Annotated in this window: 18 protein-coding genes; 7 read left to right on the top strand and 11 right to left on the bottom strand. The window is 61.8% G+C overall.

What is annotated here, in order from left to right:
- Positions 1-61 precede the first annotated feature (61 nt).
- Entirely contained in the window at positions 62-265 is a 204-nt protein-coding gene (locus tag KGA88_RS26640) for a hypothetical protein (protein WP_110660385.1), read from the top strand.
- A gap of 5 nt (positions 266-270) precedes the next feature.
- Here the strand turns inward: KGA88_RS26640 and KGA88_RS26635 are convergent, their stop codons facing one another.
- The 3 genes from KGA88_RS26635 to KGA88_RS26625 form a co-directional block, all read right to left on the bottom strand.
- The gene (locus KGA88_RS26635) at positions 271-507 is read right to left on the bottom strand and encodes a DUF2789 domain-containing protein (protein ID WP_103395758.1); all 237 of its coding nucleotides are present in this window, start codon (positions 505-507) and stop codon (positions 271-273) included.
- Positions 508-637: 130 nt separating this feature from the next.
- Positions 638-868 carry a hypothetical protein gene (locus tag KGA88_RS26630; RefSeq protein WP_007973761.1) on the bottom strand — a complete coding sequence of 77 codons (231 nt, stop codon included), beginning with the start codon at positions 866-868 and terminating at the stop codon, positions 638-640.
- A 162-nt stretch (positions 869-1030) separates the two neighbouring features.
- Positions 1031-1231 carry a hypothetical protein gene (locus KGA88_RS26625; RefSeq protein WP_223595365.1) on the bottom strand — a complete coding sequence of 67 codons (201 nt, stop codon included), beginning with the start codon at positions 1229-1231 and terminating at the stop codon, positions 1031-1033.
- A 435-nt stretch (positions 1232-1666) separates the two neighbouring features.
- Here KGA88_RS26625 and KGA88_RS26620 point away from each other — a divergent pair, with 435 nt between their 5' ends.
- The 4 genes from KGA88_RS26620 (at position 1667) to KGA88_RS26605 (ending at position 3990) form a co-directional block, all read left to right on the top strand.
- A complete protein-coding gene (locus KGA88_RS26620) occupies positions 1667-2116 on the top strand; it encodes a hypothetical protein (RefSeq protein ID WP_223595363.1) in 450 nt (149 codons plus the stop codon).
- Positions 2116-2319, top strand: coding sequence for a hypothetical protein (locus KGA88_RS26615; RefSeq protein WP_110660382.1), 204 nt, complete (start codon positions 2116-2118; stop codon positions 2317-2319). Before KGA88_RS26620 ends, KGA88_RS26615 begins: the two co-directional genes overlap by 1 nt.
- Before the next feature lie 118 nt (positions 2320-2437).
- Positions 2438-3451, top strand: coding sequence for an ABC transporter substrate-binding protein (locus tag KGA88_RS26610; RefSeq protein ID WP_223595361.1), 1014 nt, complete (start codon positions 2438-2440; stop codon positions 3449-3451).
- A 101-nt stretch (positions 3452-3552) separates the two neighbouring features.
- A complete protein-coding gene (locus KGA88_RS26605; protein WP_110660380.1) occupies positions 3553-3990 on the top strand; it encodes a DUF3995 domain-containing protein in 438 nt (145 codons plus the stop codon).
- Positions 3991-4132: 142 nt separating this feature from the next.
- Here KGA88_RS26605 and KGA88_RS26600 read toward each other — a convergent pair whose 3' ends face one another.
- The 7 genes from KGA88_RS26600 to KGA88_RS26570 all read right to left on the bottom strand — a co-directional run bounded on the left by KGA88_RS26600 (position 4133) and on the right by KGA88_RS26570 (position 11369).
- A complete protein-coding gene (locus KGA88_RS26600) occupies positions 4133-4495 on the bottom strand; it encodes a Na+/H+ antiporter subunit G (RefSeq protein WP_110660379.1) in 363 nt (120 codons plus the stop codon).
- Positions 4492-4770, bottom strand: coding sequence for a K+/H+ antiporter subunit F (locus tag KGA88_RS26595; protein WP_103395616.1), 279 nt, complete (start codon positions 4768-4770; stop codon positions 4492-4494). Before KGA88_RS26595 ends, KGA88_RS26600 begins: the two co-directional genes overlap by 4 nt.
- Complete coding sequence (locus KGA88_RS26590) at positions 4767-5255, bottom strand: Na+/H+ antiporter subunit E (RefSeq protein WP_110660378.1); 489 nt, start codon at positions 5253-5255, stop codon at positions 4767-4769. The genes KGA88_RS26595 and KGA88_RS26590 overlap by 4 nt, the downstream gene beginning before the upstream one ends.
- The gene (locus KGA88_RS26585) at positions 5252-6937 is read right to left on the bottom strand and encodes a monovalent cation/H+ antiporter subunit D (RefSeq protein ID WP_110660377.1); all 1686 of its coding nucleotides are present in this window, start codon (positions 6935-6937) and stop codon (positions 5252-5254) included. Before KGA88_RS26585 ends, KGA88_RS26590 begins: the two co-directional genes overlap by 4 nt.
- Entirely contained in the window at positions 6934-7278 is a 345-nt protein-coding gene (locus tag KGA88_RS26580) for a Na+/H+ antiporter subunit C (RefSeq protein ID WP_007986256.1), read from the bottom strand. Before KGA88_RS26580 ends, KGA88_RS26585 begins: the two co-directional genes overlap by 4 nt.
- The gene (locus tag KGA88_RS26575) at positions 7278-10196 is read right to left on the bottom strand and encodes a monovalent cation/H+ antiporter subunit A (RefSeq protein WP_223595359.1); all 2919 of its coding nucleotides are present in this window, start codon (positions 10194-10196) and stop codon (positions 7278-7280) included. The genes KGA88_RS26580 and KGA88_RS26575 overlap by 1 nt, the downstream gene beginning before the upstream one ends.
- A gap of 237 nt (positions 10197-10433) precedes the next feature.
- A complete protein-coding gene (locus KGA88_RS26570) occupies positions 10434-11369 on the bottom strand; it encodes a DMT family transporter (RefSeq protein ID WP_223595356.1) in 936 nt (311 codons plus the stop codon).
- 84 nt (positions 11370-11453) lie between these two features.
- Between KGA88_RS26570 and KGA88_RS26565 the strand changes: the two genes are divergently transcribed.
- The gene (locus KGA88_RS26565) at positions 11454-12017 is read left to right on the top strand and encodes a helix-turn-helix domain-containing protein (RefSeq protein WP_223595354.1); all 564 of its coding nucleotides are present in this window, start codon (positions 11454-11456) and stop codon (positions 12015-12017) included.
- Positions 12018-12031: 14 nt separating this feature from the next.
- Positions 12032-13438 (top strand): FAD/NAD(P)-binding protein, encoded by a 1407-nt coding sequence (locus KGA88_RS26560; RefSeq protein ID WP_223595352.1) that lies wholly within the window; start codon positions 12032-12034, stop codon positions 13436-13438.
- A gap of 16 nt (positions 13439-13454) precedes the next feature.
- Here the strand turns inward: KGA88_RS26560 and KGA88_RS26555 are convergent, their stop codons facing one another.
- Entirely contained in the window at positions 13455-14189 is a 735-nt protein-coding gene (locus KGA88_RS26555; protein ID WP_223595350.1) for a substrate-binding periplasmic protein, read from the bottom strand.
- Positions 14190-14530: the final 341 nt, after the last annotated feature.

Raw genomic sequence — 14530 nt, 5'->3', positions numbered from 1 at the left:
CGACGGAAAACTAATTAACATATCTATTAATTAGGTTGCTAATGAAGCTCGGGAGGTCAGCATGCAAGGCAAAGTTGATATCGCGGTCATGATCGGCAGTGGAGTGCCTGCCAATCTGCGCTCCATGGGGCGCAAGGTCTGCTGGGTGGTGCTGCTCAATGGCGAGCGCCGGGGTACGGCGTTCTCCAGTCGCGAAGAGGCGCAAGAGTGCAAGGCTGCCTGGTTGGCGCAATTGAACGCCGAAAGGCCTGACAGCCTGCATTGAGGTTGTCAGTGCGTTTGGTGCATGCGCAGGTTCAGGTCGTCGACCACTCGCGCCCAGTCCGCGTCTTCGCGCAATTGTTCCTTGAGGAAGCCGGCCTGTTGCGGTGACCAGAATTCGGCGTCGATGAGTTTCTTGTCATCGGGCAGGGAATGGCTGGCAATGAAGTCGTCGATCGCTTTCTGGCTGGAGTCCAGGCCGAGCTGGTCGAACAGGCCTTTCAAGTCGTGTGTCGGTGATTCCATGTTCATCTCCTTGCAGGTCTCGGTCGGGTCGAGGGCGAAGCGCGGTACCCTGGCTTCGAGGGCGCCGCACCGGCGAAGTTCGAACGCGATGTTCAAGCGCAACGATGAGCATAGACCGCCAAACCGACGATCAGGCTTTCAATGCCCCCGCATCGACCGCTGCCTTGAGTTCCCTGGCCGATTCCTGAGCCGCAATGGCGGCGACATCCGGGGTCTTGAACCAGCGATCTTTTTCGACCTGGTGATAGGTTACGGTCTTGAGCGGTGGTTTGGCGCGCATGACAATCACGGCCTGGAATTCACCTTCGACTTCTCTGGCTTCGCCCCGGATAAAAAACTCGCCGATATCAAATTCCGTCACGTTGCAGACTTCCCCTGGAAAAACATTATTGTTGTCGACGCAACCCGATTTTTTGCGGATTGGTTTTATATGGCGGGCAGTATGGCAGTAGTTGCCCGTCGACGGCTGAGATAAGTCGACGGGCAGACGAAACGTCGAAGGCAGTGAGCGCGGTGGGGCATGTCAAGGGTGTGATTCAAGAAACCGGGCAAGGGCACAGGCTTCGTTATGACTGGCTCGGAAACCTCTGACGCAGCCTGTAGAAATATCCTTGATATGAAAGAAAGCATTCCCCGCCATCACCACCTGAAATCGCGGGCGATTCGGGGCGCCGCGAAGCAGTTCAGGCTCCAAGGGATAAGCAAAGTGTGTCAACGTGCACATATGAAGTCCTTTTCATGGTTTTAACGACGTATGTACGTCGTTTTGGCTAGTCTCCAAGAGCATCGCTGCTCTAGAATCACCCTCACTGGTGGGTGAGTGATGTTTATCTAAAGCAATTTTTTGCGGACGATATGTAGGAAAAGATTTTATCTTGATGAGATTTTTCCCCGAAGTTGATAGTCCATAATTTTCTGGCAGCAGGAAGGGTGTTTTCCTTCAGCCTGTGACGAACGCCAGTCAGGACGACGCGAGTGACGTTCCAGTAGTCTTCTCAAGCTTCGTGAAGGGTGAGCGCTCTGCTCATTCAGGACTTCAATCCGGGTTCTTCGGCTACAACCGTCGGCATTGCCGCTTTTTTGGCTATGCGTCTGTTTTTCGCGCATGGCACCATTTTTCAGATGTGGGGATGTTTCCTTGGCAGTAAGTAATCTCGATATGCATGCTTTGTTCGTGCTGGGTGATTTGCGCGCAAAGCTGGTCAAGCAGTTTCAGTCACGTTTCGTTTACATCACCGAACAGAACGCTGAAGGCATTTACATTGCCGAAATCGACACCGAATCAGCCCTGGTGGTGGACGACAAACCCGGACTCAAACTCAAGGTCGGCGATCATTTCAGCGCGTCAGTGTTGCCCAGTCGCGAAGGCGGCAAGCTGGACATCAAATTCCGCGACATCAAGCTGACGGTTTACGGCATTGGCGATTACGCCTTCGTGACCACGGCCGACGGTCAGGGGGTCGTATTCAAGGAAGGTCACAGCGTGGTGATGGTATTTGCCGCGCATCAACAGTTGCAGGAAGGCCTGACCAAGACCCTGAAAGCCGTGACCGCCAAAGTGGCCAAGTGGCGCAAGGGCGAACTGGTGACCTTCAAGGCCAGCGAGTGATGACCCTGACCCGCGCCGACTTCCACGAACATAACCTGGCCAGCGCTCAAGACGAAGCGCGGCAGCTGTTCGAGCAGAAGACCATTCTGCAGGGAGCCTGGCTGAATTGGGTGGCGTCACGGCTTTACCAGCTGCAACCGGCGCCTTACGCCAGCATGGTCAGGCGGGAGCTGATGCGTTTGCAGGAAACTTCCGAAAATTGATCCACGCACCTCGAAAGCAGGAACCTCTACTACAGTCATTGGACTGAGTATTCAGAGGCTTCGCGGTCTACTGCCAGGCCATCCTGCTATTGCTGTGAACAGCACGAGGTGCAAAAGCATGAACGGATTTCGACGGTTGCTGGCCGCTGTCCTGGCCACTTTCGGTTTGCTGGCGATACCCGCCCCGGTGTTTGCCGCCCAGGCGCCGATCCACTTCGCCGACCTGAACTGGGAAAGTGGCAGCCTGATTACCGATGTCCTGCGCATCATTGTCGAGAAGGGCTACGGGCTGCCGACCGATACCTTGCCGGGTACCACCATCACCCTGGAAACCGCGCTGGCCAACAATGACATCCAGGTCATTGGCGAAGAGTGGGCCGGTCGCAGCCCCGTGTGGGTCAAGGCGGAAGCCGAAGGCAAGGTCGTCAGCCTCGGCGACACGGTCAAGGGCGCTACCGAAGGCTGGTGGGTGCCGGAGTATGTGATCAAGGGCGACCCGGCCAAGGGCATCAAGCCGCTGGCGCCGGACCTGCGCAGTGTCAGCGACCTGCCGAAATACAAGGACGTGTTCAAGGATCCGGAAGCCCCGACCAAGGGACGCTTCCTCAACAGCCCCATCGGCTGGACCTCGGAAGTGGTCAACAAGCAGAAGCTCAAGGCCTATGGGCTGGATGACAGCTACGTGAATTTCCGCAGCGGTTCGGGCGCGGCACTGGATGCCGAAATCAGTTCGTCGATTCATCGTGGCAAGCCGGTGCTGTTTTACTATTGGTCGCCCACGCCGTTGCTCGGCCGCTTCAAGCTGATCCAGCTCGAAGAGCCACCGTTCGACGCCGAAGCCTGGAAGACCCTGACCGACGCCGACAACCCCAACCCACAGCCAACCCGCTCCCTGGCCTCCAAGCTGTCGATCGGTGTGTCCACTCCGTTTCAGAAACAATATCCGCAGATTGCCGAGTTCTTCGCCAAGGTCGAGTTTCCGATCGATCCCCTGAATAAAGCGCTGGCCGAAATGAGCGAGAAACATACACCGCCACGTCAGGCCGCGGAGGCCTTCATGAAGGCTCATCCGGACGTCTGGCGGGCCTGGCTGCCCAATGACGTGGCGGATAAAGTCTCCGTCGGAATGTGAGCGGGCGCGGGTATGCACTTTTGGTCTTGCACTTGCTCGCGCACTTCGGGAAAAGCCGACTAGCCTGTTCTGTTCATATCCCTTTCAAGGATCTCTGAACCATGACCTTGTTGTTGGCTCAGTGGCTGGTGACGATCTTCGCGGCGATCAGTCTGGTGCATGTGTATTGGGCGCTGGGTGGTGAGTGGGCGGCGGTGGCGGCGGTCCCGCAAGTACCGCAGGAGGGCAGCGCGCAACTGCGACCGGCGTTCAAGCCACGCGGCTGGATCACCCTGGTGGTGGCCGGGATGTTGCTGTTGATTGCCGTGCTGGTGTGCTTTCGGGTGGGTTGGTGCCTGCCACCCTTGCATCACTGGTCATTGCAGTGGTTGATCAGCGCGATTGCGATTTTGCTGTTTGCCCGGGCCATTGGCGATTCGGAGCTGGTGGGGTTTTTCAAGGAGGTCAAAGGCTCGAAGTTTGCCCGGCTCGACACCTGGGTTTACTCGCCGTTGTGTGTGGTGCTGGGGGCGGGGTTGTTGGCGGTGGCCTGGATTTGAGACAGGCCGGTCATGATGTATTGGCTGGTCTATAGCCTTCGCGAGCAAGCCCGCTCCCACAGTGATCGAGGGTGACCACACATAACCTGTGGGAGCGGGCTTGCTCGCGAAGAGGCCGGCCCAGTCAATACAAATCCTTGGTCTAACTACCGCTCTCGGTCCGCCGACTGCTCACCTCGGCCGGCACATCATCCCCAGCCATGCGTTTGCGGAACAGCGCCGCCCGGGCCAGCAGCAAGGTGGTCACCGGCACGGTAATCGCCAGCAGGATCGGAATCAGCCAGGCGTGCAGTACCGGCGCGGACTTGAGCGCCGAAAAGTAGATGATCGAAGCCAATGCCACGCACCAGGCCCCGAGTGTCGAGGCCAGGGCCGGCGGGTGCATGCGCTGGAAGTAGTCTTTCATGCGCAGCAGGCCCGTGGCACCGATCAATGCGAACAGGCTGCCGAGCACCAGCAGGATCGCCACCGGGACTTCCACCCACAACGACAATGGCGTATTCATTCGATCACCTCACCACGCAGCAGGAATTTCGCCAGGGCGAACGAGCCGACGAAACCAAACAGTGCAATCAGCAGCGCCGCCTCGAAGTAGGTGTCACTGGCATAACGGATACCCAGCGTCAGCATCATCAGCATCGCGACGATGTACAGGTAGTCCAGCGCCAGGACCCGGTCCTGGGCCGACGGCCCCTTGAACAGGCGGATCAGGGTCAGGATCATCGCCAGGGAAAAGAAGAACAGGCTCAGCAGGATCGCGTTCGACAGCAACGGGCTCATTCGAAGATCTCCATCAACGGACGTTCGTAGGTCGCCTTGAAGTGCTGGATGAACAGCGCCTCATCGTCCAGGTCGAAGACATGCAACAGCAGGATGCTGCGGTCCAGCGCCAGCTCCGACCAGACCGTACCGGGCACCACCGTGGTGATCATCGACAGCGCGGCCAGGCCGTTGGCGTCGCGCAAGTCCAGTGGCACCTTGATGAATCGCGAGCGGGGCGGGCGGCGACCGGCGTTGAGTACGTTCCAGGCCACGGCGAGGTTGGACACCAGCACATCACGCCCGACCACCAGGACCAGGCGCAGGATCACCCCGGGACGACGGATGCGCACCGGCAGCGGGCGCAGCCTGCGCATCATCAGCGGCGCACAAAACCCCAGCGCCGCCCCCAGCAGCAGATTGCCGGGGCTTGTCGACAGGTTCAGCAACAGCCACAGCAGCCCCAAGGCCAGCGACAGCAAGGGCGCAGGAAACAGGCGCTTCATGGTTGCACCTCCTGCGGGGTCGCCTTGGCCGTCGGGTTCGGTACGACGCGCGTGTCGAGCACCGCCATCACGTATTGCTGCGGGTTGTACAAGGCATCGGCGGCGGCCTGGGTGTAACGCAGCAGCGGGTCGGCCTTGAAGGTCAGCGCAATGCTCAAGGCCAACAGTGCAAAGATCGGCACGCATTCGAAGCGTCGCAGCAGGGGGGAGGGACGTTCCGCTGGCGTCCAGAAGCGCTGGATACCCAAGCGCGAGAACGCGATCAGCGATGCCAGGCCGGACAAGATCAACAACGCCAACAGGCCCCACGCCGCGTTGGAAATCGGTTCGTCGCCGCTGTTGCCCAGGCCGAGCGGATTGAGCAGCGCACCGATCAGCCCGAGTTTGCCGATAAACCCGGAGAGCGGCGGCATGCCGATGATCAGCAAGGCGCAGGCGATGAAGCTCAAGCCGAGAAACGCCATGGTCCAGGGAATCACCTGGCCGACCACGGCTTTTTGTTCGTCGTCGAGGTTGATGCCTTTGGGCGGATGCAGGGATTCCAGTGGCCGGGGCAGCAGTTCGGTTTCATCTTCGAGCAGGACTTCGTTGGCCGAGCGCGAGCGCTCGATCAGTTCGGCCAGCAGGAACAGTGCGCTCAACGCCAGGGTCGAGCTGAACAGATAGAACAGCGCCGCGCCGACCAGGTTCGGCTGGGCGAAACCGATGGTCGACAACAGAATGCCCGCCGACACCAGGATGCTCAGGCTGGCCATGCGCTCCAGGCGTTGCGCGGCGAGGATCGCAATGGCGGCGCAGACGATCGTCGCCATGCCGCCGTAGATCAGCCATTCACCGCCAAAGAATGCCGACGCCCCGGCCTGGGCGGAGAACAGCAACGTCCACAGGCGCAGCAAGGTGTAGATGCCGACCTTGGTCATGATCGCGAACATCGCCGCCACCGGCGCGCTGGCTGAGGAATAGGCCGGCACCAGCCAGAAATTCAGCGGCCACATGCCGGCCTTGGCCAGGAACGCGACGGCCAGGATCCCCGCGCCGGCGTGCAGCAAGCCGCGATCGGCTGCGGACACCAGGGGGATTTTTACCGCCAGGTCGGCCATGTTCAGGGTGCCAGTGACGCCATAGATCAGCGCCGCGCCAATCAGGAACAGCGACGAAGCCAGCAGGTTGATCGAGATGTAATGCAGCCCCGACGACACCCGCGCCCGGCCCGAACCGTGGAGCATCAGCCCGTAGGACGCGGCCAGCAACACCTCGAAGAACACGAACAGGTTGAACAGGTCGGCGGTGAGGAACGCGCCGTAAAGGCCCATCAACTGGATCTGGAACAGCGCGTGAAAGCTCGAACCGGCGCTGTCCCAGCGGGCCATGGCAAACAGCAGGGCACTGACACCGATGATGCCGGTCAGCACCAGCATCAGCGCCGACAGGCGATCGACCACCAGCACCAGGCCGAACGGCACTTGCCAGTTGCTCGGCAGGTACACACCGATGGAGCCGGGCACGCCGGTGGTTTGTGTCCATTGCAACAACGCCACGGCAATGCCCAGCCCGAGCAGGCTGGAGAACAGATTGATTTTCGCCTTGAGCGGGCGGTGCTTCTCGCCGAGCATCAGCATGATTGCGGCGGTCAGCAGCGGCAGCAGAATGGGCGCGACGATCAGGTGGGTCATCGCCATCATTCCTTAGGCTCCCGGCCATCTACATGGTCGGTGCCGGTCAGGCCCCGGGACGCCAGCAACACCACCAGGAACAGCGCGGTCATGGCGAAGCTGATGACGATCGCGGTCAGCACCAGGGCTTGCGGCAACGGGTCGGTGTAGTGCAACAGGTCCTGCGGTACGCCGTCCTTGATGATCGGCTCCTTGCCGATGAACAGGCTGCCCATGCTGAAGATGAACAGATTGACGCCGTAGGACAACAGGCACAGGCCCATGACCACCTGGAACGTCCGTGGGCGCAGGATCAGCCAGACACCGGACGCGGCCAGTACGCCGATGGCGATTGCGATGACTTCTTCCATCAGACGGCTCCCTTGGCGGCAACGGATTTGGGCTGGGCAGCGGTTTTGTGACCCCGTACCGACTGGTGGGCGAGGGCGGTGAGGATCAACAGGGTCGAGCCGACCACCACGCCGTACACGCCGATGTCGAAGAACAGCGCGCTGGCCAGGTGAATGTCACCCAGCAGCGGTAACGAGAAATGCCAGGTGTGGGTGGTCAGGAACGGATAACCGACCACCATCGCACCCAGCCCGGTGGCGGTGGCGAACAACAGCCCGGTACCCATCCAGCGCAGCGGCCGCAGGCTCATTTGCGCTTCGACCCACTGCGTGCCGGCGACCATGTATTGCAGGATGAACGCCACCGACATCACCAGCCCGGCGACAAAGCCGCCGCCCGGTTGATTGTGCCCGCGCATGAACAGGTAGAACGACACCACCAGCGCCACCGGCAACAGCAGGCGCACCAGCACCGCCGGCACCATCATGAAGCCGAGCGCGGTGTCGCTGGCGTGACGCGGGTTGACCAGGTCGGTGACCACGTCCGGCGCGAGCAAGCGTTGCTGGGCCGGCAGTTGCAGGCTTTCTTTCGGCGGACGGAAGCGGCGCAGCAGGGCGTACACGGTCAGGGCCACGGCTACCAACACGGTGATTTCACCGAGGGTGTCGAAACCACGGAAGTCCACCAACATCACGTTGACCACATTGCTGCCGCCGCCCTCGGGCAAGGCGCGACTCAGGTAGAACGAGGAAATGTCGTTGGGAGTCTGGCGCGTCAGCATGGCGTAGGCCAGCAACGCCATGCCGACACCGACCGCGGTCGACAGCAGCAAGTCGCGGATCCGCCGCACCCGCGCCCGGCGCAGGCTGCTCGGCAACGGCGAGACTTCTTCGATCCGTCGTGGCAGCCAGCGCAGGCCCAGCAGGATCAGCACCGTGGTCACCACTTCGACCGCCAGTTGCGTCAGGGCCAGGTCCGGCGCGGAAAACCAGACGAAGGTGACGCAGGTCATCAGGCCGCAGACGCTGACCATGGTCAGGGCCGCGAGACGGTGATACTTGGCTTGATAGGCCGCGCCAAGGGCGCAGGCGATGGCCAGCAACCACAGGGTGACGAAGACGATCGACCCGGGGATTTTCGGCCGGTCGCCCCAGTGCAGGCTGCTGTGCAGCATGGGGATCAACCCGGCCAGCACGGCGGCGAGCACCACCAGGAACAACTGCATTTGCAGGCGCCGGGTGCCAATGCGCGGCTCCAGGCGACGGGCCAGGCGCATGCTGGCGACCAGTGCCCATTCGAACAGGTGCTTGCCGTCCAGGCGGCCAATCACGGGCGGGCGGTTGAAGCGTCCACGCTTGAGTTGATTGCGCAGCAGCAGATAGAGCGCGGTGCCGCAGGACAAGGCGATCAGGCTCATGATCATCGGCGCGTTCAGGCCGTGCCAGATGGCCAGGCTGTACTCGGGCAGTGTGCCGCCGACCACCGGTTGCGCCGCCGCCGCGAGCAGCGGGCCGACCACTTGCGCGGGGAAAATCCCCACCAGCAGGCAGGTGAACACCAGCAATTCCACCGGCGCGCGCATCCAGCGCGGTGGCTCGTGGGGGGTATGAGGCAAGTCGGTCGCGGGCGGACCGAAGAACACATCCACGGTGAAACGCAGGGAGTAGGCCACGCTGAAGGTACCGGCAATCGTTGCCACGATCGGCAGGCTCAACTCGACCCAGCGCGTGGCATTGATGAATACGGTTTCGGCGAAGAACATCTCTTTGGAGAGGAAGCCGTTGAGCAACGGCACACCCGCCATCGAGGCGCTGGCGACCATGGCCAGGGTGGCGGTGAACGGCATCAGTTTGTACAGGCCACTGAGCTTGCGGATGTCGCGGGTGCCGCTTTCGTGGTCGATGATCCCGGCGGCCATGAACAGCGAAGCCTTGAACGTGGCGTGATTGAGGATATGGAATACAGCGGCGACGGCAGCCAGCGGGCTGTTCAGGCCGAGCAACAGGGTGATCAGGCCGAGGTGGCTGATGGTCGAGTAGGCCAGCAAGCCCTTGAGGTCGTTCTGGAACATCGCGCAATACGCCCCGAGCAACAGGGTGCAGGCGCCGGCGCCGCTGACGATGTAGAACCATTCTTCACTGCCGGAAAGCGACGGCCATAGCCGCGCGAGCAGAAACACCCCGGCCTTGACCATGGTCGCCGAGTGCAGGTACGCCGATACGGGCGTCGGCGCGGCCATGGCGTGGGGTAGCCAGAAGTGGAAGGGGAATTGCGCGCTTTTGCTCAAGGCGCCGATCAGGATCAGGGGCAACAGAATGGGGTAGAGGGCATGGGCACGAATCTGCTCGCCGGCGGCCAGGACCTTGTCCAGGTCATAGCTGCCGACCACATGGCCGAGCAGCATGACCCCCGCCAGCAGGCACAAACCGCCCGCGCCGGTCACCATCAGCGCCATGTAGGCGCCGCGCCGTGCATCGGCGCGATGGTGCCAGTAGCCGATCAACAGGAACGAGAAGAGGCTGGTCAGTTCCCAGAAAAACACGATCTGGATCAGGTTGCCGGAGATCACCAGCCCGAGCATGGCGCCCATGAAGGCCAGGAAAAACGCGAAGAAACGCGGCACCGGATCGTTCGGCGACATGTAGTAGCGGGCGTACAGCGAAACCAGGGTGCCGATGCCCAGCACCAGCATGGAGAACAGCCAGGCGAATCCGTCCATGCGCAGGACGAAGTTCAGGCCCAGGCTGGGCAGCCAGGTAAACTCTTCGCGGATGACGCCGCCATGGGCGATCTGCGGGTACAGGAACGCGACCTGGGCGGTGCCGATCAGGGCGATCAGGCCAGCCAGCAGGGATTCGGCGTTACGGGCGTTGTGCGGCAACACGGCCGCCAAACAGCTGCCTATGAAAGGCAGAAGCAGTAGAACTATCAGGGACATAGGCTTCTAATCTGCGGAAGTTTGTGAAGCATCATACGTGCCAGCTCCCGGATCACCAAACGCCAAGCTGTCGCAGAATCTTACACGGTAGACGGAAAAGTCCTGATTCACATTGTTTAAGAGAGGGGGCGCCTGTGCCGGCCCCTTCGCGAGCAAGCCCGCTCCCACAGACGCGGTCAAATGTGGGAGCGGGCTTGCTCGCGAAGGCGGCCTATCCAGCCATGCAGAACCAGCGGTCTATCGCTGAGTTTCCTCTTCCAGCGCTTCCTCCGCCGCAGCCGCCTTACCCTTGGTCTTCAACTCACTGACTATCACCGCCGCCACAATCAACCCGGCGCCGACCAAGGCAATCGCCGGCAGGCGTTCCCCGGCAATGCGCCCGACAATCCCGGCCCAGACCGGCTCGCCGGCATAGATCAGCGTGGCGCGGGTCGGTGACACGCTTTTCTGTGCCCAGTTCATCGCTACTTGAATCGCCGCGCTGGCCGCACCGAGGCCCAGCGCGCTGCACAGCAGCAACCAGGAGAAGTTCGGAATCGCCTCGTTGGTCGGCACCACCATCAGGAACGACAGCACCGAAGTGACCGCCAGTTGCACCACCGTCACCCTGCGCACGTCGACCTGGCCGGCATAGGTGCTGATCAGGATGATCTCGGCCGCAATGGCCACGGCACTGATCAAGGTGGCGATTTCACCGGGGCTGAAGTTGAACGATGCACCGGCCGGCCCGGACAACAGCATCAGCCCGGTAAAGGCCAGCATGATGCCGATGCTCGGCATCAACCCCGGGCGCCGCCCCAGCACCAGCCATTGCAGCAACGGCACAAAAGGGACGTAAAGCGCAGTAATGAATGCCGACTGGCTGCTGGGAATGCTTTGCAGGCCGACCGTCTGCAAACCGTAGCCGAGCATGATCGCCACGCCGATAAACGACCCGGCCTTGAGTTCGAACCAGGTCAGGTCGCGCAGGTGACGCCAGGAAAACAGCGCGACGATGCTCGCGGCGGCGGCAAAGCGCAGGCCGACGAAAAACATCGGGCCGCTGACGGTCATCGCGTGCTGGACCAGCAGGAAGGTACCGCCCCAGACCATGGTGATCAGCACCAGCACGCACTCGGCCTTGCTGAACCTTGTAAAACGGGAAGAAGCCTTTGGGGAGTTCACCGACGTCATGACCTTGCACGCTACTGGAGGGGGACGCACAATGCGTCGAATGTTGCGCAGTATACTGCCCAACCCCACTCAGTGAGCAATATAGTGCACAAAGATTCTACCCAGCGGGCATCAGTCCTCCAGCACGCCAGTCAAAACGTCCGTCGTTTGCGTCATGCCGCCGACCTGAGCCAGACGGCGCTCGCCGAAAAATCCGGTGTCAGCCGGCGAATGCTGGTGGCGATCGAGGCGGGGGAAAAGAACGTCAGCCTGACCACCCTCGATCGGGTGGCCGAAGCCCTCGACGTCGCCTTCAGTGATTTGATCCAGGCGCCCGACGCCCGCGATCCCAGCCGTATCAACGAGCTGGCCTGGACCGGCACCATCCCCGGCAGCAAGGCGGTGTTGCTCTCCAAGGCCCAGGCCAGCCGTGAAGTCGAGCAGTGGGAGTGGTGCCTGCAACCGGGCGAGGTGTATCCGTCGGAACCGGACGCCGATGGCTGGAGCGAGCAGATTTATGTCTTCGAAGGTTGCCTGACCGTTATGCTCGGCGACCAGCCACAGCATATCGCCACCGGTGAATTCTTCATGTTCGCCAGCAACCAACCGCACTGTTATCGCAACGACGGGGCGGTGGCGGCGCGGTTTGTGCGCAATGTGGTGATCTGAACAGGGAGAGCAGGATGGGCCAGACCTTGACCAATGACGCCGAGATCCTGATTGTCGGTGGCGGCCTCAGTGGCGCGATGCTGGCGGCGCAGTTGATGCGTTTGCCAGGCCGGCGCCGGGTGCTGGTGATCGAGCCCCGCGCCGAGTTGGGGCGGGGCGAAGCCTACAGCGCGGTGGAGTTGGGCCATACGCTCAATGGCAACGCGGCACGGATGAGTGTCGACCCGGACAACCCCGACGACCTGACCCAATGGTTGACCGAATACATCGAGGCGGGCGGTTGGCCGGAATCGGACCGGCAGCACGTGCCGATCAGCGAACTGTTTCCACCGCGAGGGATTTTCGGCCTGTACGCCCGGCAGCGCCTGGCAGAAGCGCAGGCGGTGGGCGCACTGAACGGTTCGACGGTCGAGCATGTGCAGGCCGAGGTGGTCGATTTGCAAGCCGATGCCGACGCCGTACGGTTGACCTTGAGCGATGACCGATGCTTGCAGGGCGCTTTTGCGGTACTGGCCACCGGACTGTTTCCCGCCGCGCGCACGCCACAAACCCGGTCCAGTGGCTTGAACGCCGCCGCCCTCGATCCTTGGGACGTAGCGGCCATGCAGCGGCTCGATCCGCAATCGACGGTCATGATCATCGGCTCGGGCCTGACCATGGTCGACGCCGTGGTCTCCCTCGAACAGGCCGGGCATCGCGGGCCGATCGAAGTGTTTTCCCGCCATGGCCTGCTGCCCCATGTGCGCCGCCAGCCACCGGCCTGGGTGGATTTTCTCGCCGAGGACCAGGACATCCGCACACCCCGGCAGTTGATGCGTGAACTGCGTCGACACTGTCGGGACGCCATCGCCCAGGGCATTGACTGGCAGGCACCACTGGACACGGTGCGGGCCCATATCGGCCGCTTATGGCATCAGGCGACGGATGCGCAGCGTCGGCAGTTCGTGCGACATGTACGGCCGTGGTGGGAAAGCCATCACCACCGCTCGCCACCCTTGAGTGCCGAACTGGTGGAGCGCCTATATAAAGAAGGGCGGCTGTGTATTCACGCGGCTTCGTTCAAGGGGCTCGAGCCTTCAACGGGCGACGGCGTCAGTATCCGCCTGCGGCGGCGCGGCGAGGCGCAGACCTGTGTGGTCAACGGTGCCGCCCTGATCAACTCCAGCGGTATCGAATACGACTGGCGCCGGGTCGCGCGACCGTTGCCCCGGCAACTGCTCGCCCGTGGCCTGGTGCGGCCGGGGCCGTTGGCATTGGGCATTGCCGCAGAGGTTGATGGCGTCGTCCTGAACGCCGAGGGCCAGCCCGTCAGCCGATTGTTCGCCATGGGCCCGCCGTTGCGCGGCATGTGGTGGGAAAGTACCGCCGTCACCGATGTGGCGAGCCAGGCCAAGGCGTTGGCCGGGCGGCTGGTGCGCTAGCCGTCCGTTCTGGTCTTCAGCGCGGTGTGTTGGGGCTCAGCCAGCGTTGCTTGAGTTGCTCCAGGCTTCCGTCCTGTCGCATCTGGTCCAGTGCTTGTTGCCAGCGCGCCACCTGGTGGGCATCGGTCTGCAGGGAAAACGCAATGTAGCTGCCTTGCCGCATCAGCGGGATCTGGTAGTGCAGTTGACTGGGCGGCACGCCTTCTTCACGGGCCAGGGTGGCAATGGACAAGGTGTCGGCCACCACATAGTCGGCACGCCCCAGACGCGCCAGGCGCATCATCTGCTCGGGTGTTTCGACGCCATACAGATTGTTCAAACCCTGCTGCTGCAAGTAGTTGTAGGCCAGCCATTTACGCGGCACTGCAATCGCGCCGTGGCTGCCGGCTTCCAGCAGGCTGCGCACTGGCTGGCGGGTGCTGTCGGCGGAATACAGGGCCGTTTCGACGTCCAGCAATGGGCCGACCCATTGGTACAGGCCGTCGCGCTCGGCCGTGCGCAATACGGTGAACACCCCGGTGGCCGGTTCGCTGTTGGCGACATGCAGGGCCCGCAGAAATGGCAGTTGTTGCAGGTGCACGCGATCCCCGGTGCGCTTGGCCAGTGTCCGCACCACGTCCACGCCAAAACCCGTCAACTCGCCGCCTTGCTGGAAATGCAATGGTGGATGGTTGTCGGTCAGCAGGTTCAGGTCAGCCGCGCATGCGCTGAAGGTGAGGAAATACAGCAGGCAAACGGCAAAGCGCTTCATGAATCGTCCTTGATGAAATGAAGCGCAGAGCTTAGTACGGGGGGCTGTGGCTGTCCTGCACAATTGTCGGACTTTTTTGGCTTACTTTGGGACTTTGGGAGGGGGGGTTGGGTTTGAGTACATATCCGTTTTTTCGGTAACGGCGGCTTATGGTTTCGCCCTTACGGCGAGTCCCTTTTGGCAAACGCCCCAAAAGGAACCAAAAGGTCTCGCCGGTATGACTCACCCACATAGGTAACAAAACAGTTCAAGCACATAGGTAACAGTCTTTAACTGGCACTGGTCGATTCCGAGGATCTGACCATGCCGTGGCGAGAGCTGAAACCTATGGACCTGAAAGT

The sequence above is a fragment of the Pseudomonas sp. A-R-19 genome (assembly GCF_019956575.1).
GTDB lineage: Bacteria > Pseudomonadota > Gammaproteobacteria > Pseudomonadales > Pseudomonadaceae > Aquipseudomonas.
The sequence above is the reverse complement of the archived record's forward strand: the minus strand, read 5'-3'. Positions and strand labels throughout refer to the sequence as shown.

What these genes read in the sequence shown, in the direction of transcription:
- KGA88_RS26640 (WP_110660385.1), top strand. Translation starts at nt 62, where the DNA reads ATGCAAGGCAAAGTTGATATCGCGGTCATGATCGGCAGTGGAGTGCCT.
- KGA88_RS26635 (WP_103395758.1), bottom strand. Translation starts at nt 507, where the DNA reads ATGGAATCACCGACACACGACTTGAAAGGCCTGTTCGACCAGCTCGGC.
- KGA88_RS26625 (WP_223595365.1), bottom strand. Translation starts at nt 1,231, where the DNA reads ATGTGCACGTTGACACACTTTGCTTATCCCTTGGAGCCTGAACTGCTT.
- KGA88_RS26620 (WP_223595363.1), top strand. Translation starts at nt 1,667, where the DNA reads ATGCATGCTTTGTTCGTGCTGGGTGATTTGCGCGCAAAGCTGGTCAAG.
- KGA88_RS26615 (WP_110660382.1), top strand. Translation starts at nt 2,116, where the DNA reads ATGACCCTGACCCGCGCCGACTTCCACGAACATAACCTGGCCAGCGCT.
- KGA88_RS26610 (WP_223595361.1), top strand. Translation starts at nt 2,438, where the DNA reads ATGAACGGATTTCGACGGTTGCTGGCCGCTGTCCTGGCCACTTTCGGT.
- KGA88_RS26605 (WP_110660380.1), top strand. Translation starts at nt 3,553, where the DNA reads ATGACCTTGTTGTTGGCTCAGTGGCTGGTGACGATCTTCGCGGCGATC.
- KGA88_RS26600 (WP_110660379.1), bottom strand. Translation starts at nt 4,495, where the DNA reads ATGAATACGCCATTGTCGTTGTGGGTGGAAGTCCCGGTGGCGATCCTG.
- KGA88_RS26595 (WP_103395616.1), bottom strand. Translation starts at nt 4,770, where the DNA reads ATGAGCCCGTTGCTGTCGAACGCGATCCTGCTGAGCCTGTTCTTCTTT.
- KGA88_RS26590 (WP_110660378.1), bottom strand. Translation starts at nt 5,255, where the DNA reads ATGAAGCGCCTGTTTCCTGCGCCCTTGCTGTCGCTGGCCTTGGGGCTG.
- KGA88_RS26585 (WP_110660377.1), bottom strand. Translation starts at nt 6,937, where the DNA reads ATGATGGCGATGACCCACCTGATCGTCGCGCCCATTCTGCTGCCGCTG.
- KGA88_RS26580 (WP_007986256.1), bottom strand. Translation starts at nt 7,278, where the DNA reads ATGGAAGAAGTCATCGCAATCGCCATCGGCGTACTGGCCGCGTCCGGT.
- KGA88_RS26575 (WP_223595359.1), bottom strand. Translation starts at nt 10,196, where the DNA reads ATGTCCCTGATAGTTCTACTGCTTCTGCCTTTCATAGGCAGCTGTTTG.
- KGA88_RS26570 (WP_223595356.1), bottom strand. Translation starts at nt 11,369, where the DNA reads ATGACGTCGGTGAACTCCCCAAAGGCTTCTTCCCGTTTTACAAGGTTC.
- KGA88_RS26560 (WP_223595352.1), top strand. Translation starts at nt 12,032, where the DNA reads ATGGGCCAGACCTTGACCAATGACGCCGAGATCCTGATTGTCGGTGGC.
- KGA88_RS26555 (WP_223595350.1), bottom strand. Translation starts at nt 14,189, where the DNA reads ATGAAGCGCTTTGCCGTTTGCCTGCTGTATTTCCTCACCTTCAGCGCA.